General features: G+C 70.3%; 17 protein-coding genes. 9 read left to right on the forward strand and 8 right to left on the reverse strand.

The features are described 5' to 3' along the window. Positions 1–13: 13 nt before the first annotated feature. From ABFX50_RS00770 to ABFX50_RS00785, 4 genes are all read right to left on the reverse strand, one after another. Positions 14–4,888, reverse strand: coding sequence for an NAD-glutamate dehydrogenase (locus tag ABFX50_RS00770; protein ID WP_346142369.1), 4,875 nt, complete (start codon positions 4,886–4,888; stop codon positions 14–16). A gap of 44 nt (positions 4,889–4,932) precedes the next feature. Next, positions 4,933–5,712, reverse strand: coding sequence for a tryptophan 2,3-dioxygenase (locus ABFX50_RS00775; protein ID WP_183649853.1), 780 nt, complete (start codon positions 5,710–5,712; stop codon positions 4,933–4,935). Between the two features lie 90 nt (positions 5,713–5,802). Continuing rightward, positions 5,803–6,003, reverse strand: coding sequence for a zf-HC2 domain-containing protein (locus ABFX50_RS00780; protein ID WP_346142371.1), 201 nt, complete (start codon positions 6,001–6,003; stop codon positions 5,803–5,805). Beyond that, positions 6,003–6,533 (reverse strand): sigma-70 family RNA polymerase sigma factor, encoded by a 531-nt coding sequence (locus ABFX50_RS00785; protein WP_183649858.1) that lies wholly within the window; start codon positions 6,531–6,533, stop codon positions 6,003–6,005. Before ABFX50_RS00785 ends, ABFX50_RS00780 begins: the two co-directional genes overlap by 1 nt. A 109-nt stretch (positions 6,534–6,642) precedes the next feature. On the opposite strand from ABFX50_RS00785, the gene ABFX50_RS00790 reads away from it, so the two are divergent. From ABFX50_RS00790 to ABFX50_RS00815, 6 genes are all read left to right on the forward strand, one after another. Continuing rightward, positions 6,643–7,266, forward strand: coding sequence for a DUF4142 domain-containing protein (locus ABFX50_RS00790; protein ID WP_346142375.1), 624 nt, complete (start codon positions 6,643–6,645; stop codon positions 7,264–7,266). Then, positions 7,263–8,792 carry a DUF1996 domain-containing protein gene (locus ABFX50_RS00795; RefSeq protein ID WP_346142377.1) on the forward strand — a complete coding sequence of 510 codons (1,530 nt, stop codon included), beginning with the start codon at positions 7,263–7,265 and terminating at the stop codon, positions 8,790–8,792. Before ABFX50_RS00790 ends, ABFX50_RS00795 begins: the two co-directional genes overlap by 4 nt. Positions 8,793–8,846: 54 nt before the next feature. Continuing rightward, positions 8,847–9,533 (forward strand): hypothetical protein, encoded by a 687-nt coding sequence (locus ABFX50_RS00800; protein ID WP_346142378.1) that lies wholly within the window; start codon positions 8,847–8,849, stop codon positions 9,531–9,533. Then, positions 9,530–10,990 carry an NADH-ubiquinone oxidoreductase-F iron-sulfur binding region domain-containing protein gene (locus ABFX50_RS00805; protein ID WP_346142380.1) on the forward strand — a complete coding sequence of 487 codons (1,461 nt, stop codon included), beginning with the start codon at positions 9,530–9,532 and terminating at the stop codon, positions 10,988–10,990. Before ABFX50_RS00800 ends, ABFX50_RS00805 begins: the two co-directional genes overlap by 4 nt. Positions 10,991–11,061: 71 nt before the next feature. Next, positions 11,062–12,450 (forward strand): FAD-binding oxidoreductase, encoded by a 1,389-nt coding sequence (locus tag ABFX50_RS00810; protein WP_346142382.1) that lies wholly within the window; start codon positions 11,062–11,064, stop codon positions 12,448–12,450. 45 nt (positions 12,451–12,495) lie between these two features. Further along, entirely contained in the window at positions 12,496–13,134 is a 639-nt protein-coding gene (locus ABFX50_RS00815) for a GNAT family N-acetyltransferase (protein ID WP_346142384.1), read from the forward strand. A gap of 111 nt (positions 13,135–13,245) precedes the next feature. On the opposite strand, the gene ABFX50_RS00820 is transcribed toward ABFX50_RS00815, so the two are convergent. The 3 genes from ABFX50_RS00820 to ABFX50_RS00830 are packed head-to-tail and all read right to left on the reverse strand — an operon-like array spanning position 13,246 to position 17,003. Next, positions 13,246–15,183: an acetoacetate--CoA ligase gene (locus ABFX50_RS00820; protein WP_346142386.1), complete on the reverse strand. Its 1,938-nt coding sequence runs from the start codon at positions 15,181–15,183 to the stop codon at positions 13,246–13,248. Positions 15,184–15,240: 57 nt separating this feature from the next. Beyond that, positions 15,241–16,083, reverse strand: a complete 843-nt coding sequence (locus ABFX50_RS00825) for a serine hydrolase (RefSeq protein WP_346142388.1) — start codon at positions 16,081–16,083, stop codon at positions 15,241–15,243. After that, entirely contained in the window at positions 16,080–17,003 is a 924-nt protein-coding gene (locus ABFX50_RS00830) for a LysR family transcriptional regulator (RefSeq protein ID WP_346142389.1), read from the reverse strand. Before ABFX50_RS00830 ends, ABFX50_RS00825 begins: the two co-directional genes overlap by 4 nt. Positions 17,004–17,089: 86 nt before the next feature. Between ABFX50_RS00830 and ABFX50_RS00835 the strand changes: the two genes are divergently transcribed. From ABFX50_RS00835 to ABFX50_RS00845, 3 genes are all read left to right on the forward strand, one after another. Next, a complete protein-coding gene (locus tag ABFX50_RS00835) occupies positions 17,090–18,670 on the forward strand; it encodes a penicillin-binding transpeptidase domain-containing protein (RefSeq protein ID WP_346142391.1) in 1,581 nt (526 codons plus the stop codon). Between the two features lie 257 nt (positions 18,671–18,927). Then, the gene (locus ABFX50_RS00840; protein ID WP_346142393.1) at positions 18,928–19,242 is read left to right on the forward strand and encodes a type II toxin-antitoxin system RelE/ParE family toxin; all 315 of its coding nucleotides are present in this window, start codon (positions 18,928–18,930) and stop codon (positions 19,240–19,242) included. Continuing rightward, positions 19,239–19,538, forward strand: coding sequence for a helix-turn-helix domain-containing protein (locus tag ABFX50_RS00845; RefSeq protein ID WP_346142394.1), 300 nt, complete (start codon positions 19,239–19,241; stop codon positions 19,536–19,538). The genes ABFX50_RS00840 and ABFX50_RS00845 overlap by 4 nt, the downstream gene beginning before the upstream one ends. A 138-nt stretch (positions 19,539–19,676) precedes the next feature. On the opposite strand, the gene ABFX50_RS00850 is transcribed toward ABFX50_RS00845, so the two are convergent. Beyond that, positions 19,677–20,384 (reverse strand): HAD family hydrolase, encoded by a 708-nt coding sequence (locus ABFX50_RS00850; RefSeq protein WP_312895627.1) that lies wholly within the window; start codon positions 20,382–20,384, stop codon positions 19,677–19,679. Positions 20,385–20,417: the final 33 nt, after the last annotated feature.

The raw sequence follows: 20,417 nt of genomic DNA on the forward strand, positions 1-20,417 counted from the left end.
GTCGGGCGGCCGGTCAGGCCTCGGTGTGGGGCAGGTTGCTGGTGGCGACCAGGGTGCGGATCGCACGAAGGGCCACCGACAGTGTCGCGAGGTCGAAGTTGTCGCTCTCCCAGATCTCCGACAGCGTCTGGCGGGCCCTGGAGACCGCCGCCGAGTTGCCCTCGGTCCACGTGGCCAGCCGCTCCTCCGGCGAGCTCCCAGGCGAGCTGTGGGCCAGCACGTCGCGGGTGAGCGAGGCGTGCGCGGCGTAGAGGTCGTCGCGCAGCGACGAGCGCGCCATGGAGTTCCAGCGGTTGTCGCGCGGCAGCGCGATGACGCGCTCCCTGAGCCTGGCCAGCTGGAGCCGGTCGGCGAGGTCGAAGTAGACCTCGGCGACCTCGTTGACAGGGCGTCCGGTGACCGCGGAGATCTCCACCAGGTCGAAGGTGGAGTAGGCGGGCACCATGGCCGCGGCCCGCTCGGCCAGTTCGAGGGGGACGCCGCGGGCGAGGAAGTTGTCGCGGCGGTCCTCGTAGGCGGCCAGGTCGGGCCCGGTCAGCAGCTTCGGCAGGTGCGTGAGCAGGCCGTTGACGCCCTTCACGAAGAAGCTCACCGATCCGGCCAGGTCGAGCGGCGGCCGCCGGTTGCCGAGCAGCCAGCGGGTGCCGCGTTCGGCCAGCTTGCGCGCCTCCAGCAGCATGGCGAGCTGGGTGCGGGTGTCGACCTTGTTGTCCAGCGCCTCCACCCCTTTGGTGAAGCTGGGCAGGTCGAAGACCTCCCTGGTGACCAGGTAGGCCCGCGCGATGTCCTGGGAGGAGGCTCCCGTCTCCTCGCCGAAGCGGAACATGAACGTGGTGCCGGTGGAGTTGACGAGCTCGTTCACCACGCAGGTGGTGATGATCTCGCGGCGCAGCGGGTGGGCGTCCATGTAGGTGCGGAAGCGCTCGCGCAGGGCCGAGGGGAAGTACGACACCAGCCAGGAGGCCAGGTACGGGTCGTCGGGCAGGTCGGAGCCGAGCAGCTCGGCGTCGACCGCCAGCTTGGTGTAGGCCAGCAGGACGGAGAACTCCGGCGCGGTCAGCCCGATGCCTGCCTGGCGGCGCTCGGCGAGCGTCTTGTCCGACGGCAGGAACTCCAGCTCCCTGTTGACGAGCCCGTCCCTTTCGAGGCGGCGCAGGTAGCGGGCGTGGATGTGGAGCATCTCCGGCGCCTGCGCGCGGGCCGCGGCGAGCACCACGTTCTGCGCGTGGTTGTCGCGCAGCACCAGGTCGGCCACCTCGTCGGTCATGGAGGTGAAGACCTGGTTGCGCTGCTTGTCGGTCAGTTCGCCGTCGCGGACGACCTGGTCGAGCAGGATCTTGATGTTCACCTCGTGGTCGGAGGTGTCGACGCCCGCGGAGTTGTCGATGAAGTCGGTGTTGACCAGGCCGCCGTTGAGCGCGAACTCGATGCGGGCCAGCTGGGTGAAGCCCAGGTTGCCGCCCTCGCCGATGACCTTGCAGCGCAGGTCGGCCGCGTTGACGCGCAGCGAGTCGTTGGCCTTGTCGCCGACGTCGGCGTTGGACTCGGACGAGGCCTTGACGTAGGTGCCGATGCCGCCGTTCCACAGCAGGTCCACCGGCGCGCGCAGGATGGCGCTGATCAGGTCGTTGGGCGGCAATGCCGAAATATCGGCAGAAATCCCCAGTGCGGCGCGCATTTGCGGCGTGATCTGGATCGACTTGGCGCCGCGTGAGAAGACGCCGCCACCTGCGGAGATCAGGTCGGTCGCGTAGTCGGCCCACGAGCTGCGCGGCAGCTCGAACAGCCGCTGCCGCTCGGCGAAGGAGCGCGCCGCGTCGGGGTCGGGGTCGATGAAGATGTGCCGATGGTCGAAGGCGGCGATCAGGCGGATGTGCTGCGACAGCAGCATGCCGTTGCCGAACACGTCGCCCGACATGTCGCCGATGCCGGCCACGGTGAAGTCCGTGGACTGGATGTCGACGCCGGCCGTGCGGAAGTGGTACTTCACCGACTCCCACGCGCCGCGGGCGGTGATGCCCATCGCCTTGTGGTCGTAGCCGATGGAGCCGCCAGAGGCGAAGGCGTCGCCCAGCCAGAAGCCGTACTCCTTGGAGACGCTGTTGGCGATGTCGGAGAAGGTGGCGGTGCCCTTGTCGGCCGCGACGACGAGGTAGGTGTCGTCGCCGTCGTGCCTGACGACGTCCTTCGGAGGCACGACCTGGCCGTCGACCAGGTTGTCGGTGAGGTCGAGCAGGCCGGAGATGAATGTCCGGTAGCAGGCGATGCCCTCGGCCATGACCTCCTCGCGGTTGCCGGAGGACGGCGGGCGCTTCACCACGAAGCCGCCCTTCGAACCGGTGGGCACGATGACGGTGTTCTTCACCATCTGCGCCTTGACCAGGCCGAGGATCTCCGTGCGGAAGTCCTCCATGCGGTCCGACCAGCGCAGGCCGCCACGGGCCACCTTGCCGAAGCGCAGGTGCACGCCCTCGACCCTGGGCGAGTAGACGAAGATCTCGTAGCGCGGGCGGGGCAGCGGCAGCACGCTGATCGCCTGCGGGTCGACCTTCAGCGAGATGTACGGCTTGCGCCGCCCGTCCGCGTCGACCTGGTAGTAGTTCGTCCGCAGCGTCGCCTGGATCATCTCCAGGTAGGCCCGCAGGATCCGGTCCTCGTCGAGCGAGGCGACCTCGTCGAGCGCGCCGAGGATCTCCTCGTGCAGCGCCTCGCTCAGATCGGCGCGCACCTCGTCGGAGCGCTTGGGGTCGAGCCTGGCCTCGAACAGGCGAACCAGCAGCCGCGACAGCCGTACGTTGCCGAGCAGCACCCGCTCCATGTAGCGCTGGCTGAAGGTGCTGCCGGCCTGGCGCAGGTACTTGGCGTAGACCCGCAGGATCTCCGCCTGCTCCCAGGTCAGCCCTGCGGACAGGACCAGCGCGTTGAAGTTGTCGGCCTGCACCTGGCCGGTCCAGAGCGCCGCGAGCGCCTCCTGGAAGAGCCTCTTGAAGTCGTTGCGGTCGACCTCGTCCGACGGCGTGTAGCGCAGCCCGAAGTCGTAGATCCAGGCGTTCTTGGTGGCGGGATCGTTGTCGCGGTCGATCTCGTAGGGCCGCTCGTCCACGACCTCGACGCCGAGCCGCTGGATGAGCGGCAGCACGTGGGACAGCGAGATCGGTGAGTCAAGCTTGTAGATCTTCAGCCGTCGCTCGCCCTCGGCGGCGTCGTACGGCTCGTAGAGGTTGATGCCGATCTCGTCGTCGCCCTTGCCGACCAGCTCCTCCAGGCGGCGCAGGTCGACCACGGCCATCTTGGGCGGGAAGTCGGCCTTGTACCCCTCGGGGAAGGCCGCCTGGTAGCGCCTGACGAGCGCGGGGGCCTCCTCCTCGGTCGCCATCTCGCCGATCGCGGTGGCCAGGTCGTCCTCCCACGACCTGGTGATCGCGGCGAGGCGGGCCTCCAGCTCGTCGACGTCGACGCCGTGCTGGGGCAGCGGCTTGCCGCGCTCACCCCGCACGACCACGTGCAGCCTGGCCAGCGTGGACTCGCCGATCATGGCGCTGTAGTCGAGGGAGGAGCCGCCGAGGGCCTTGAGCAGGATGTCCTGCATCTTCAGCCTGACCTTGGTGGTGTAGCGGTCGCGCGGCAGGTAGACCAGGCAGGAGATGTAGCGGCCGTAGTCGTCGCGCCGCAGGAACAGCTTGACCTTCTTGCGCTCGCGCAGCCGCAGCACGCCGAGGGCGATCGGCACCAGTTCGTCCACGGGCGTCTGGAACAGCTCGCCGCGCGGGTAGGTCTCGAGGATCTCGATGAGGTCCTTGCCGTCGTGGCTCTCGGCGCTCAGCCCCGCCTGGTCGAGCACCTCGGCGAGCTTGCGCCGCACCACGGGGATCCTGGAGATCGACTCGTTGTAGGCCACGTGGGTGAACAGGCCGAGGAAGCGCCGCTCCCCGATCACCTCGCCCTCGGGCGAGAACAGCTTCACCCCGACGTAGTCGAGGTAGGCCGACCTGTGCACGGTCGCGCGCGAGTTGGCCTTGGTGATGATCAGGAGCTGCTTCTCCCTGGCCTTGGCCCGCACCTCGGGCGGCAGCGCGGAGAAGCTCGCCGAGCCCGGCTTGTCGGCGCGCAGGATGCCGAGCGCCGCCCCGGGAACCGCGCGCAGCACCTCGCCCTGGTCGCTGTCCTCCAGGCGGTACTCCCTGTACCCGAGGAAGGTGAAGTGCCCGTCGGCCAGCCAGCGCAGCAGGTCGAGGCTGTCCTCGACCTCCGCGGGCTCCAGCGGCGGCGGGTTCATCGTCAGATCCTCTGCGGTCTGTACGGCAAGCGCCCGCATCTTGGCGAAGTCCTCGACGGCATGCCGCACGTCGGACAGCACGCGCTGCAGGTCGGCCTCGATCGACCTGAGCACCTCGGGATCGGACTGCCTGTCGATCTCGATGTGCATCCACGACTCGACCAGCATCTGGCCCGTGACGTCCTCCTGGCCACGGCCGAGCATCCTGCCGGTCATGTCGCGGCGCACCCGCATCTGCGGGTGCACGATCAGGTGGATGCCGATGTCGTGCCTGTCGAGCTCCATCGTCACCGAGTCGACGAGGAAGGGCATGTCGTCGGTGACCACCTCCACGACGGAGTGACCGGGGTCCCAGCCGTTCTCCTCGGCGGTGGGCGTGTAGGCCCTCACCACCGCCCTGCCCTGTGGGCGCGTCTCGGCCAGTTGCCGGTGCGACATCGCGGGGCCGTACACGTCCACGGGGTCGCGGTCGAGAAGGTCCTCGGCCGCGACGTGCCGGTAGTAGACGCGCAGATAGGCCAGAGCCTCCTCGGGGCTCGCGTGGTCGCCGCCCGCCGCGCATATCTGCGCCGCGTTCTGGAGCAACTCGTCCTTGGCCTCGTCGAGCGGCATGTCGCTCTCACTCCTTTGTGAGGGTTTGCCATATTGGATGCTGGTCACAACCAGCCTCTTAGTTCCCACAGCAGGGGGAAGTAGTGCAGGCGCGTGCGTTCCCTGAGGTACGGCGCGCCGGTCGAGCCGCCGGTGCCCGACTTGGTGCCGATCTGCCGCTCGACCATCTGGACGTGACGCATGCGCCACATGGCGCACGTCTCGTCATGGGTCAGCAGATCTTCGGCCAGTTGCCACAGGTCGTCGTGCGCCCCGCGGTCCCTCGCCACGGCCAGCAGCGAGCCCATGATCTCCTCGTCGGAGATCGGCAGGCCCCGCTGGGAGAGGGCGGTGAGATAAGCATCCCACAATGTGGGCTCCTCCAGCCGCCTGCGCAACCTGGCGAGTTCGTCCTCGCCGGCGTTGCGCACCCGCTGGAGGTAGCGGGGATCCTTGGCTCCCGACAGGAACTCCAGCTCGCGGAACTGCACCGACTGGAAGCCGCTTGCGGGCGCGAGCTTCGCGCGGAACTCCAGGAAGTCCTGGGGCGTCATCGTCTCCAGCACGTCCACCTGCCCGACGAGCACGCGTTCGACCGCGTGGACGCGCTTGAACAGGTGCCTGGCCTTCCACAGCTCACCGGCCGACATCGCCTCTCGGGCGCTCTCCAGTTCGTGGAGCAGCAGCTTGAACCACAGCTCGTACACCTGGTGGACGGTGATGAACAGCAACTCGTCAGGGGCCGATGACTCGGGCTCCTGCTGGGCGAGCAGTTCCGGCAGGCGGAGGTAACCGCCGTAGGAAAGGCGGGCGCCCTCCTCGCCGAAACGTCGGTCAGGAGGCATGGCTCCTGTCCCCACCACCGGGCACCTCCCCCAATAGCCCGGTCCTCGTTGACCGGACGTACCCGATATCACCCGAAAAGTACACGGACGTCAACGTGACATGGAGATCGGGGGGTCGTCGTCCTCTGACGCCGAGGGCTGGAGTTTGAGGTCGTCGAGCAGGTCCGGCACGTCCTGGAGCTCCTTGAGCTCCCTCTGGCACCGCTCGCACGAGTCGAGGTGGCGTTCGAACGCCTGGAGGTCGGCGTCGTCGAGAACTCCGAGCACGTAGGCAGCCACCTCAGGATGCATCAGCCGGCAACCCCCTTGTCCCGCAGCAACCCACGCAGAGCCCTGATTCCGTAATAGAGCCTGGACTTGACCGTGCCCGGCGGGATCCCCAGAATCTCCGCCGCCTCACTAATCGTACGGTCCCTGAGATAAGTCTGCTCGATGACTTCGCGGTGTTCCTGCGACAGGCTCCGTAGGGCGTCGGCGACGACGATCGCCGACAATGCCCGATCGCAGCCGTCGGGAACGGGAACGGTGTCCGCCTCTGGCGGCTCGACCTCACGCGGCCGGGCGCTCCTTCGGCGTCGGCCGTCGATCACGATGCGGCGGGCCACTGTGAGCAGCCACGCCCAGACAAGGCCAGGCTCCCACTGCAGTCTGTCGGAGTGACGCCAGGCTCTGACCATCGTCTCCTGCACGACGTCCTCGGCCCACTGCAGATCGTTTCCTGTGGTCTTGCGCACGTGGCGGAGCAAAGGCCCGCCGAACTGCTCATAGAGCGCCTGTATTCGGTGCTCCATGTCGTCGAGGTGACCTAGCACGGGGCACATCTTTACACCTTCGTTATCGGCTCGGTAGCCACTCCGATAACTCCAGTCATTTCTGACTATCTCGACACTTGCGATGAACCCCGTCCCTCAGGGCCGCGTACCTCCGACCATGCGCAGGCTTCTAACCGGAGAGGTGCTCCTGCTCAGCGGCTTCCTCGTGGCGGCCGCGGTCACGGTGCTGCTGGTCCTGCCAGGACCGCCCGCCGCGACGTCCACCGCCGCCCCGACCACCTCCGACCAGGACCTTCTGATCAAGGTACGACAGGCCGGCCTCTGGGAGATCCCTACCGGCCAGCAGGCCCAGCAGCGCGCGCTCAGCCGCCGCGTCAAGGATGTCGGCCGCCACCTCGTGGAGGACCACCTGAAGCTCGACAAGGAGGTGATCGCGGTCGCCTCGCGCCTCGGCGTGGTCCTGCCCAGCCAGCCCTCGGCCGACCAGCAGCGCTGGATGGCCCAGCTGTCGACCAAGAGCGGCGCCGCCTACGACAGGGACTTCGCCAACCTGCTGAGGGCCGCCCACGGCAAGGTCTTCAGCGTGATCGCCCTGGTCAGGGCGGGCACCCGCAACGACGAGATCAGGAGGTTCGCCCAGAAGTCCAACGCGTTCGTGCTCAAGCACATGACGCTTCTGGAGAGCACGGGGCTGGTCGACTACGACGCGCTGCCCGAGCCTCCGACGCCCTCCCCCGCCCCCGCCGCCCTTGCGGCCGATTCGAGGAGAGACAACCAGTGATCACATCCAGACGGTTGGCCGCGGCCATGTCGGCCCTGGCCATGGTGGCCGGTGGCATGGTGTCCGCGGCCGTCATCAACGCCGCTCCCGCCTTCGCCGACCACTGCGACCCGGCGGGACACCCCGAACAACGAGCCCAGGACCAGCCGCCTCAGAGCGACCAGGACCAGCCGTCCCAGGACGCCCAGGACCAGCCGTCCCGAAGCGACCAGGGCCAGCCGCCCCAGGGCGGCGGGGCGCTCGCCCCGCCGAGCGACCCCGGGGACGACCCGCAGAGCACCGCCGACCCCCAGGACCCGGCCGACCGGCGTGGAACCGGCGCCAGGAACAGCGACCCTCGCGCTTCGCGGGATCCCGGCACACCCGAGGACCAGGGCGCCCCCAGGAATCCCCGCGCCTCGCAGGAGCCCGGCGAGGCCCCCAGCCCCCAGAACCCCGGCAATCCGCAGAATCCCGGCGACCCGCAGAACCCGGATGACCGTCAGAACCCCGGCGACCCGCAGAACCCGGACGACCGTCAGAACCCCGGCGACCCCCGGAACCCGGGGCGGCCCGAGGCGGAGCCGACCGGGTCGGGGCAGCAGGGCGACGGCAGGAGGGCCAGGCCCACCAGGTCGCCCAGCCCCTCGCCCAGCCCGTCCGCCACGCAGGACGACGACTGCGCCGACCTCGGCCCGTTCGTCGCCGACTTCGTCGACATCCGCACCGTCCAGCCCGGCGGCAACCTCCTGGCCGGCCTCAGGTCCGGGTCGAGGGGCACGTTCGTCTCCCAGTGCGGCACCAACGGCAACCGCCACAACAACCCCGACAACTTCATCGTCGCCCCCGGTGTCTCCAACGGCGCCCACCACCTGCACGACTACGTGGGCAACCTGTCCACCGACGCCTTCTCCACCGACCAGTCGCTGGCCGCGGCGGGCACCACGTGCAGGCTCTCCGACAGGTCCACCTACTTCTGGCCCGTGCTGAGGAACAGGAAGGTCGACGCCAACCTCGGCGACCCCGACGGCAACGTCGGCCAGGTGCTGCGTCCCCGCCAGGCGGTCATGCAGTTCCGCGGCAACGCGGCGGGCAGGGTGAGCGAGATGCCCCGCTTCCTCAGGATGATCACCGGGGACGCCAAGGCGGCGACCAACGGAGGCGCCAACGCCCGCGCCGCGTGGACGTGCACCGGCTTCACCAACCGCGTCACCACGAAGTACCCGCTGTGCCCGCGAGGCAGCCTCGTGGTCAGGGTCCTGGACTTCCCCAGCTGCTGGGACGGCCAGAACACCGACAGCGCCAACCACCGCACGCACGTGGTCTTCCCCGGCCAGGGCGGCGGCTGCCCGCAGGGCACCAGGGCGATCCCGCAGCTGCGGATGATCCTCACCTACAGCGTCCCGCAGGGCCCCTCCTACGCCCTCGACGCCTTCCCCGAGCAGCTGCACAACCCGGTGACCGACCACGCGGACTTCGCCAACGTCATGCCCGACAGGCTGATGTCCTTCGTCGTCGGCTGCATCAACCGCGGCCGCCGCTGCTGACCTCACCCCTTCCCGAGCAGCACACCTCACCCAGCAGAACTCGGGAGGGAAACGATGCTCCACAGAAAGCAGCCGCGCCACGCGGGCCTCGACGCCAGGCAGCTACGCCTGGGGGCCACCGCGTCGGTGACGGCGCTGATCCTGTCGGCCGTCGCGCTGACCCGCACCGAGCGCGGGCTGCGTCTGATGAACGACGGCCTGGCCTTCCTGGACTTCTACGTCGGCGTGTTCGCCCTGGTCACGCTGACTCTCACGGTCGCTCTCGGGCTGGTCACCACCGAGCGGGTCTTCCTGTCCGTCCCGAACAGGGTCCGCTGCCAGCTCCTGCACAGGGCCGCGGCCGCGGCGGGGATCGGCTTCCTCCTCGCGCACGCCGCGCTGAGGTCGTCGTCGCTGACCGGCCTGACGGCGCTCGCCCTGTTCGCGCTCGCGGCGGTGACGGGGGTGACGCGCGGCTGGTTCGCCCACACCAGCAAGCCGTGGCTGTGGCGGGTGATGCACGGCGCCGCCTACCTTGCCTGGCCCGTCGCCATCCTGCACGGCCTGACCGCGGGCAGGCCGCCCGCGGGGTGGGTGGCCTGGTCCTACGTCGTCTGCCTGGCGGCGGCGCTGTCGGCGTTGCTGGTCAGGGCGGTCGCGACGCTTCGCAGGCCGCCTGCCGTACCGGAGGTCGTGGAGGAGCCCGTGGTGATCGGAGAGCTGGTCAGCCTCGACGACCTGCGCAGAAGGAGGGCGGGATGATTCCGCATCGGGTGCCGCGCGTACTGCGGCTCGCGCCCGCCAGGCTCACGGCGGGGCTCGACCACTGCAGGCGCCTCGACCTGCCGGCCCACAGGGCGCTGCACGGCGAGCCCGCGCGCAGGGAGCTGGACGAGCTGATCGAACTGGCCGAGGAGGTGGATCTGCGAGGCCGCGGCGGGGCCGCGTTCCCTTTCGCGCGCAAGCTGAGGGCGGTGGCCCCCGGAGAGCGGGTGGTGCTGGTCAACGCCGTGGAGGGCGAGCCTGCCAGCGCCAAGGACGAGATGCTGCTGGTCCGCACCCCTCATCTCGTGCTGGACGGCGCGCTGCTGGCCGCCGAGGCGCTGCGGGCCCGCGAGGTGATCGTCGCGACCGCCGAAGGGGAGGTCTCGCAGGCCTCCATGGCCGCCGCGCTGGAGGAGCGCCGCGCCGCGACCGTCTCGGGAGCCGCCGAACGGTACGGCGGGCGGATGCGCGTCGTCGGCCTGCCCGAGCGCTTCATCACCGGCGAGGGCGGCGCGCTCGTGCGAGGGGTGAACGGCCTCGAGGCCATCCCTGCCGGACGCAGGCGCAGGGCGGCGGAGGAGGGCGTCGGCGGGCTGCCCACCCTGCTGTCGAACGCCGAGACCTTCGCCCAGCTGGCCGTCCTCGCCGAGCTTGGCCCCATGGGCTACGCCGAGGTGGGCACCGCCCGCGAGCCCGGCACCGTCCTGCTCACCGTGGGCGGCGAGGCCGTGGTGGAGGTGATGGCGGGCGTGCCGCTGGCCACCGTGCTGGAGGAGTGCGGGCTCGAGCCCGGCGAAGGCGTGCTGGTCGGCGGCTACCACGGGGCCTGGCTGGGCGCGGAGGCCGCGGCGACGGCCGTCGTCTCCCGCGAGGGGATGCGGCTGGCCGGAGGGGTCCTCGGCGCGGGGATCGTGGCGCCCCTCCCCTCGACGACCTGCCCTCTCGGCGAGGTCGCCAAGGTCGCCGCCTACCTCGCCGCGCAGTCCTCAGGGCAGTGCGGCCCCTGCCGTCTCGGACTTCCCGAGGTGGCCAGGACGCTGTGCGCGCTGACCGAGGGCTCGGGCAACGCCGATGACGTACGGCGGGCCGTACGGTCCGTGGAACGCAGGGGCGCCTGCTTCCACCCCGACGGGACGGCGAGGTTCGTGCTGTCGGCCCTGGACGCCTTCGCCGGCGACCTGGCCGTCCACGAGCGGCGCGGCTCGTGCGGGCGTCCGATCAGGGGCGCGCTTCCCCTGCCCGAGCCGCAGGAGGAGCCGCGCTACCAGCTCGACGTCGACTGGACCCGCTGCCAGGGCCACGGTCTGTGCGCGCACCTGCTGCCCGAGTTCGTGGACCTGGACGAGCACGGCTACCCGTCCTTTCGCGAGGTGCCCGCCTGGATGGCGAGGGACGCGCGCCGCGCGGTCGAGATGTGCCCGGCGCTCGCGCTGCGCCTGGCGTCGAGCGGGTGACCGGAATGTGACCAACCAGGCGCTCCCTTCGCGCGTCTCACCCTTCGGTTTCACGATGTGAGGGAGTCACCATGGACCGCCGCAGCTTCCTGCTCACCGCCGCGCTGAGCGGGTTCGGCGGATCGACGGCTCCCGACTGGGCGGCGCTCGGCCGAGGTCTCGACGGCAGGCTCGTACGGCCTGGCCAGGCCGGGTACGACGCCGCCCGCCGTCTCTACAACCCGACCTTCGACGCGATCAGGCCACGCGGCGTCGCCTACTGCGCCACCCCGAAGGACGTGGCGGAGTGCCTGGCCTTCGCCCGCGGCGAGCGCGTCCCCGTGACCTCCCGCTCGGGCGGCCACTCCTACGCCGGCTGGTCCACGGGCTCGGGCCTGGTCGTCGACGTGTCGCGGATGAACACCGTGACCTACCGCGCGGGCAGGGCCACCGTCGGCGCGGGCACCAAGCTGATCGACGTCTACGACAAGCTGATCGCCAACGGCGTCAGCATCCCCGCCGGCACCTGCCCCACGGTGGGGATCGCAGGCCTCACCCTCGGCGGCGGGCTCGGCGTGGTGTCCAGGAAGTACGGCCTGACCTGCGACGCCCTGGAATCCGTGCGCATCGTCACCGCCGACGGTCGGGTGCTGACCTGCGACGCGTCCAACCACAGCGACCTGTTCTGGGCCTGCAGGGGCGGGGGCGGCGGCAACTTCGGCGTCGCGCTCTCCTTCACCTTCCGCACCCATCCAGCCAGGGACGTCACGGTCTTCTTCCTGCACTGGCCGTGGTCCAGGGCGACCTCGGTGGTGAGGGCGTGGCAGGCGTGGGCGCCGTCCGCGCCAGACGCCCTGTGGGCCAACCTCCACCTCACGCGCAGCGCGGGCGGCCTCGACGTGCAGGTGGGCGGCCTCTACCTGGGCGGCAGGACGGCCTGCGCCAAGCTGCTCGACGCGCTGGTGAAGGCCGCGGGCGCTCCGTCGTCGAGATACACCGCGGAGCGCTCGCACCGCGCCGCCATGATGATCATGGCGGGCTGCTCGGGCAGGACGGTGGCGCAGTGCCGCAGGATGCCGCGCGAGGCCTTCGTCGCCTCCTCGCACCTCGGCTACGCGAAGATGACGGGCGCGGCGGTCAAGGAGCTGGTGGCCAGGGTCGCCCGTCCTGGTGGCCACGCGGTGCTGCTCGACGCGATGGGCGGGGCGATCAGCCGCGTACGGCCCGACGCCACCGCCTTCCCGCACCGGCAGGCGCTGTTCAGCGTGCAGTACTACGCCGACGGGGCCGACAGGGGCTGGCTCAGGGGTGTGCGCGGGGCGATGGAGCCGCATCTCGGGGAGCACGCGTACGTGAACTACATCGACCCCGACATCGCGCGGTGGCGTGAGGCCTACTACGGCGCCAACGCGGCCAGGCTGTCGGCGGTGAAGGCCGCCTACGACCCAGGACGGCTGTTCCGGCTGCCGCAGGGGGTGTGAAAAACGCGTCGCGGGCGGCGACGCCGAACAGAAACAATGGACGGCATGCGCCATTTGCCGCTCTTCGACCTGTCGATCCACACGCCCCGCCTGGAGCTGCGCCTGCCGAGCCTCGCGCAGCTCGACGAGCTGGGAGACAGGGCCGCCGAGGGCATCCACGAGGAGGGCTTCATGCCGTTCCTCTTCCCGTGGTCGGACGTGCCGCCCGCCGAGCGCGCCCGCCGCGCGATCCGGTACCAATTCCGCCAGTGGGGCGAGTGGACACCCGAGTCGTGGGCGGCGGAGTTCGCGGTGCTGCTCGACGGCGAGGTGGTCGGCGTCCAGGGCGTCTCGGCCAAGGACTTCGGCGTCACCCGTGAGGTGGGCACCGGGTCGTGGATCGGCAGGCGCTTCCAAGGCAGGGGCATCGGCACGGAGATGCGCAGGGCGGTGCTCCACTTCGCCTTCGAGGGCCTCGGCGCCGAGCACGCGGTCACGTCGGCGTTCGAGGACAACCCCGCTTCGCTGGGGGTGACGCGGAAGCTGGGCTACCGGGAGGACGGCGTCGAGATCCGCAACCGTCTGGGCAGGCGGGCGACAGAGCGCCGGTTCCGACTGGAGCGCACCGCCTTCTCCCCCGCGACCGACATCGAGATCCGCAACCTCGACGCCTGCCTCCCCCTCTTCATCGCTCCCACGACCTGATCCCACACGGCATCGTTCGGAGGACGCCTGCCGTCACCTGCGGAAACCTCCTCCGAGTAACGCTCGTCAGCGTCTCTCGGAGGGGGCTCGTCGGTGGCCTTCGCGGAGGGGCTAGGGGCGGAAGTGGTCGAGGACCTCAGGGTTGGCCATCGCGTCCCGGTTGGCCGCCTGCTCGACAGGTGTGCCGAGCAGGATCTTCCGCACCGGCACCTCCAGCTTCTTGCCCGACAACGTCCGAGGGATCCCCGGCACCGCGATGATCTCGTTCGGCACGTGCCTGGGCGACAGCTCGTCCCTCAGCGCCGCCTTCAGCCGTCCCTCCAGCTCAGGGGTGACCTCCCCGTCCACGAGCGTGACGTACAGCAGCAGCCGCCCCTCCTGCCCGAGCTGGCCCGTGTCGATCACCAGGCTGTCGGCGATCTCGGGGAAGCGCTCCACGACCCGGTAGAACTCGCTGGTGCCCATCCGCACGCCGCCGCGGTTCAGCGTCGAGTCGGAGCGGCCGTAGATCACGCAGCTGCCGTCCTCGGAGATCTTGATCCAGTCGCCGTGCCGCCACACCCCCTGGTACACGTCGAAGTAGCTGTCGCGGTACCGGTCGCCGGAGGGGTCGTTCCAGAACATCACCGGCATGGACGGCATCGGCTGGGTCAGCACCAGCTCACCCACCTCCCCGATCACCGGCTTGCCCGAGGGGTCGAAGGCCTCCACCCGCGCGCCGAGGGACCTGCACGGGATGACCCCGGCGCGGATCGGGTGCAGCGGCGTGGCTCCGACGAAGCCCGTGCACACGTCGGTCCCTCCGGAGAACGACCCGACGGGCACCCCCGGCAGCGCCTCGGCCAGCCACGCGAACCCCTCGGGCGGCAGCGGCGAGCCCGTCGACCCGACCCCCTTCAGCGAGGACAGCCCCGTGGGCCGCGTGCCCGCCTTCATGCACGAGACGATGTACGGCGCGCCCGTCCCGAAGTACGTCACGCCCTCGTCCGCCGCGATGCTCCACAGGTCCGTGGGCGCCCCGTCGTAGAGCACGACCGTGGAGCCCACCAGCAGCCCGCCGACGAGGTAGTTCCACATCATCCAGCCCGTGGTGGTGTACCAGAAGAACACATCTCCCTCGCCCAGGTCCTGGTGGAAGGAGAGCGACTTGAGGTGTTCGAGCACCACTCCGCCGTGGCCGTGGACGATCGGCTTGGGCAGTCCTGTGGTCCCGCTGGAGTAGAGGATCCACAGCGGATGGCCGAAGGGCACCCGCTCGAACTCCAGCGGCCCCTCCTCCGCGCGCAGCCCCTCCCAGCCGATCACCTCGCCGTGCGGCAGCGCCGCGACGTGCGTGGAGGCCGGTTCGGCCTGCTGGGGCGGCAGGCCCTCCTCGGCTGCGACGAGGTAGGGGATCCACACCGTGGCGCGCAGCGAGGGCAGCGCGGCGGCGATGTCGCGCACGGCCTCCGACCTGTCGAAGCTCTTGCCGCCGTAGCGGTAGCCGTCCACCGCGATCAGCACCTTCGGCTCGATCTGCGTGAAACGGTCCACGATGCTGGGCACTCCGAAATCGGGAGAACCGGCTGACCAGATCGCGCCCAGCGAGGCGGTCGCGAGGAAGGCGATGAGCGCCTCGGGGATGTTCGGCAGGTAGCCCGCCACCCTGTCCCCCCTGCGCACCCCCAGCTTGACCAGGCCGGTCCTGACCCGCGCGACCTCGGCGCGGAGCTCGGGCATGGTGATGACGCGGCGCGGTCCCCCCTCAGAGTGGAAGATCACCGCAGGGCCGTCGGCGCGGCGCAGCGCGTTCTCCGCGTAATTCAGTGAACTGCCTGTGAACCATTCGACGCCGGGCATCGTCCCAGTCATGACGGGCCCGTCACCACGCTCACCGACCACGCCGAAGTAGTCCCACACAGACGTCCAGAGCGCCGCGGGGTCCTCGACGGACCACTGCCACGCGTCCTGGTAGTCGGCACGCCCCACGCTCGCGAGATAGCGGGTGATCTTGGCGTTCGCCACCACGGAAGGGGTCGGCTCCCACAGCAGTTCACCTTCAGCAACCATGTGTCCCATCCTGTCGCCGCCCGAACCGAAAGTCATCATCGCCGCCCACACAACCCCCTACCCGCGTAGGTGGTCCACAGCCATACGGGCGGCGGTCCCGATCACCGCGTCGGCGCGCGGCTGGTTGAGCGCCGGGCTGAAGGCGCGGGTGAAGACCGCCACCGCGTAACGCCCGCCGTCGGGGTACTCCACCACGCCCGCCTCGGCGCGCAGCGTGGGCAGCGTGCCGGTCTTGCCGCTGACCGCGACGTCGTCGTAGGGGAAGCCCGACGACAGCCGGTGCGGCCACACCTGCAGGCCGAGCAGCCTGCGCATCCACGCGCACTGCTCGGGCGAGGCCGCCTCATCGCGCCAGATGAGACCGAGCAGCGCGGTCGTCTCGCGTGGCGTGCTCCTGTTGCTCCGCGCCGGGTCGAGCGCCCGCAGCTTCGCCAGGATCTCGGGATCGACCACGGGCCACTCCTCGCCCGAGTCCTCCCTGACCGTGGCGAGCAGTCCCGCGCAGTTGTAAACCACCCTCGTCGCGGACAGTCCGAACCCGTCGAGCATCGCGTTGACCCGCTCCAGGCCGACCCTGCCCGCGAGGACGTCGGCCGAGGCGTTGTCGCTCACCGCGATCATCAGGTACGCCATGTCGCGCAGCGACATCGTGACGTCGTCCAGCATCGCGCCCATGCCCAGGTCCCCGGAGAGCCGCTCCTTGACGGTCACGCGCTCGCGAGGATCGAGCTCACCCGCGTCGGCCAGCCTGGCGAAGGCCGCCAGCAGCGGGAGCTTGAACACCGACGCCGTCGGCACCGGCTCGTCGGCCAGGTGCGACACCTCCGCTCCGCTGTCGAGGTCGACGGCGTGCAGCGAGCCCACCACCCCGGCCCGTCTGAAGACCTCCTCGAAATTCATGCCAGGAAGCCCATCGCCGGACGCCGCCTGACCTGCCGCACGGGCGCGGCGCCCTCGTCGGTCATCCCGGCACTCTCCTTCAACGTCCGTACGGCTGTCGCCGCGAAAGCCGCCACCTCCGGCGTCTCGACCCGCCACGCCGTCGACACGCGCCAGGCCAGCGGCGAGCCGAGCAGCGGACGCCAGACCACGCCGGGAAGCGACACCTCGGAGCCGAACGCGACGGCCGAACCCGCGAGCACCAGCCCGAGCCCGATCCCATGATGCACCTCCACGGGGACGAAGCCGTTCCTGCGGCAGTCCGACAGCGTCTCGGCGTGCGCGCCCGGCTCGCCCTCCTGCGGGAACAGCAGCAGCTCACGCCCCGCCAGGTCCTGCAGGTGCACGCTGGAGCCCTCGGTCAGCGGGTCGGTCTCCGCGAGGAGCACGCCGGGGGTCTGCACGAGCACCTGGCCGAAGCGCAGGCCTGGAGCGGTGACGGGGTGGCGGACGACGCCGACGTCGATCAGGCCCTCGCTGAGGGCGCCCACCTGGTCGGCCGTCCACATCTCGGCCGGGGCCAGCCTGAGCCCCTGGCTCTCCTCCCTGAAGCGGGCCACGAGGGCGGCGATGGCCGTGGCACCGAGGTCGGGAGGCAGCGCCACCTTGAGGGTGCGGGCCTCGCCGTGCCGTACGAGCTCGCGGAGTCTTTCGACACGGGCCACGACCTCGCGCGCCTCGGGCAGCAGCAGCCGGCCCGCCTCGGTGAGCCGCACCTGCCTGGCGGAGCGGTCGAAGAGCCTGGCGCCCAGCTCCTCCTCCAGGCGTTTGATGCGCTGGCTGAGCGGGGGCTGGGCCATGCCGAGGCGGACGGCCGCGTTGCCGAAGTGCCTTTCTTCGGCCACCACCGTGAAGTAGTAGAGGTGCCGGACCAGGTCCATGGCCAGGAACTATATCCGGTTCCATATCGAATGGGGTCCGATATCCGTATTGGACAGCATCACGGCCGGTCTGGTCTGCTCGCCGCATGCACGAACTCAGCAACCTCAGGCCGGAGCGCAGGCGCAGGAGAAAGTGGCCGCTGGTCACCGCGGGGCTCCTGGTGCCCGCCCTCGTCGCGGGCGGCGTGATCTGGGTGACGCGCACCTCGGGTTCGCCGGAGGCGACCGCCGAGGCGTTCCTGTCGGCCTGGTCCCGTCAGGACTACGCGGTGATGAAGGGGCTCGTCAACGCAGCTCCCGCCGACTTCACCGCCGCATACCAGCGCTTCGCCAAGGAGCTCCGCCTCACCGCCGCCACCTTCGAGGCAGGCGAGCCCCGGCAGGAGAACGAGGAGGGCAGGATCGTCCCCTTCACCGCCCGGTTGCGCGGCGCCGTCGACTGGACCTACGAGGGGCGCCTCGCCGTCGGCGAATGGGACGGCACGTGGAAGGTGGCCTGGTCGACGACGGCCATCCATCCGAAGCTCGGCCACAAGGCCGCCTTCAAGGTCATCACCTCCGAGCCCGAGACCGCCCCCATCACCGCGGCCGACGGCACCCGCATCGACGGCTCCGACGCCCCCGGCTCGGTCCAGCAACTGGTCGAAGGGCTGAAGGAGACCTACAAGGACCGCGTCACCGGCAGCTCGTCCACCAAGCTCAACCTCTACAAGGGTGACAATTTCGTCGAGACCGTGGCCGAGAAGGGCGCGACCAAGGGCAAGCCGCTCGAGACCAGCATCGACCTGCGCGTCCACAGGGCCGCGGCCGACGCGCTGGAGAACGTCTCCAAGCCCGCCTCGCTGGTGGCGATGCGCCCCTCGACCGGCGAGATCCTGGCCGTGGTCAACAAGCCCGGCGGCTTCAACCGCGCCCTGCTGGGGAAGTATCCGCCCGGCTCGACCTTCAAGGTCGTCACCGCCTCCGCCCTGGTCGCCGACGGCCTCCAACCCGACAAGACCGTGCAGTGCCCGGCCGAGCAGAACATCGGCGGCTTCCCCTTCCACAACGCCGGCTTCCGCGACTTCGGCACGCTGCCCTTCAGGGACGCCTTCGCCCACTCGTGCAACACCACCTTCGGCGCGATGGCGGTGTCGTCACTGAAGGGCGGACGGCTCGGCGAGGTCGCGGCCAGCTTCGGCTTCGGCGCCCCGATCATGCCGGGGGTGCCCGCCGTACGGGCCGAGTTCCCCGCACCCAGGGACGACACCGATCTCGCCTCGGCCTCCATCGGGCAGGGCCGCGTGCTGGCCAGCCCGCTCAGCATGGCCGCCGTGGCCGCCGCCATCGGTAACGGCACCTGGCGCCCGCCCAGGCTCGTCGCCGCCGACCTGCTTCCCAAGGGCGGCTCGGCGCCGCGCAAGCTGGAACCGTCCGTGGTCGGCGCGCTGCGCACCCTCATGCCCGCGGTGATCAGCGAGGGCACCGCCCATGCCGTACGGTTCCCCGCGGGGTCGGCGGGCAAGACCGGCACGGCCGAGTACGGCTCGGGCAAGGAACCGCCCGCGCACTCGTGGTTCATCGGCTACCAGGGCGACCTGGCCTTCGCGGTGGTCGTGGAGGGCGCGGGAGCCGGCTCGGCGGTCGCCGCCCCCGTGTCCGCCCGCTTCCTCCAGAACCTGAGCTGACGACCACCGCCAGGCGCGCAGAAACGGCCACACGATCAGCGCCTCCCGGCCCTGAGGGGCCTCGTTCCACCCGCACGGCAGCCCATGAGCCAGGACTTCACCCCTCGGGCCTTCCGCGCATGTTCTTTGGAACATCGTGGTGGATGGCCTCCGATGCCTCACCGTGTTCGAACGAAACCAAGGTGCGGCAGAACGTCAGCCCATAGCATCAACGCTATGAGCTGGGGTACCGTAGAGCTGGAACCGGAAGTTCGGAAGTGGCTCCAAAACCTTCCTGTGACGTCCTTTGCAAGGGTGGCGTTCTATGTCGATCTGCTGGAGGCAGAGGGACCCCTACTGGGAGAACCCTACACAAAGCAGCTCGACGGCAAGCTCGTGAACTGCGGTTTCACCTTGACGATTTCGCTGTGCGAATCACCTACTGGATCGCACCTCACCGCCGGATCGTGCTCTTGACCGTGTTCCACAAGACGCGGTTGCGAGAGGATCGTGAAGTGGAGCGAGCTCGACGAGCCATGCGTCGGTGTGTCGAGATGGCGCACACCATCGACGAGGAAGAAGAAGCGCGATGAGCGAGCAGGGAAGCTGGCAGGAGCTCAGGGATCGCCGGATGAGCGAGCCGGGTGCGACTGAGGCCTACGAAGCCACACGTCTCGCTTATGAACTGGGTCGGACGGTCAGGGCGATGCGCGAGGGGCGCGGCTGGAGCCAGAATGATCTGGCCCGCGAGGCAGCCATGACCCAGTCGGCAGTGGCGCGGTTCGAGGCGGGTGGGACGATCCCGACCCTGCCGGTGCTCGAGCGCCTGGCGCGCGCCTTGGATGCGCACGTCGACGTCCGCCTGACTCCGCGAACTCCCGCCGCTTGACCGAAGCACGGCCCGGAACGCGGGCGGAGCCCTCGCTTGAGGGAGAACGGCCGAGCGGAGCGAGGGCCTTCAGGGGTCTGGAAGTAGACCCCTGACCCCAGGCGAGGAGGGCCCCGCTGTGAGGCCCTTCTCGATGAGCTAGCCGGCCTTGCGGTCGACAGGAGAGGTGAGGCCGGCGACCGCGGCCACGACCTCCGAGGCGTTCGACAGGTCGGGCAGCACGACGTCCGCTCCCGCCTCGCGCAGCTCCGCCGCCGTCGAGCGGCCCGACGCGACGGCCACCATCGCCGCGCCGCCGATGCGCGCCGCCTGCACGTCGCGGGTGGAGTCGCCGATCAGCACGGTGTTGGCCGCCGTGAAAGGCGTGCCGTGGCGCTGCTTGGCCCTGCCCTGGGCCACCTGCAGCAGCGTCGCCTTCGGGTAGACCTCCTCGCCGTAGCCGCCCAGGTCGAAGTCGACGTGTTTGTCCAGGCCGAACGCCTGGAGCTTGTGCACGGCGTTGCTCTTGATCGTGCCCGTGAGCACCGACTGGACGACGCCGTCGAGCCTCGAGACCGCCTTCAGCGCCTCCTTGGCGCCGGGGAGCATGCGCCCCTCCTTGGCCAGTCGCTTGCGCCTGTCGGCGAAGGCGACGGCCAGCGCGGCGAGGAAGCGCGGCAGGTGGTCGTCCTCGGCGGGGATCCCGTTGACGGCGAGCGTCTCGAAGACGATCTCGGAGTCGGGACGGCCCATGGCGGGGGCCAGTTTGACCAGCGGCCGCCCCGTGACCCGCCGGAAGGCCTCGGCGTAGGCGTCCCTGGTGACGATCGCGACGTCGACCAGTGTCAGGTCGACGTTCCAGAGCACGAGACGGTTGATGGCGTCCTCCCTCGGAAGTAC

The sequence above is a fragment of the Nonomuraea recticatena genome (assembly GCF_039533245.1).
Taxonomy (GTDB): domain Bacteria; phylum Actinomycetota; class Actinomycetes; order Streptosporangiales; family Streptosporangiaceae; genus Nonomuraea; species Nonomuraea roseola.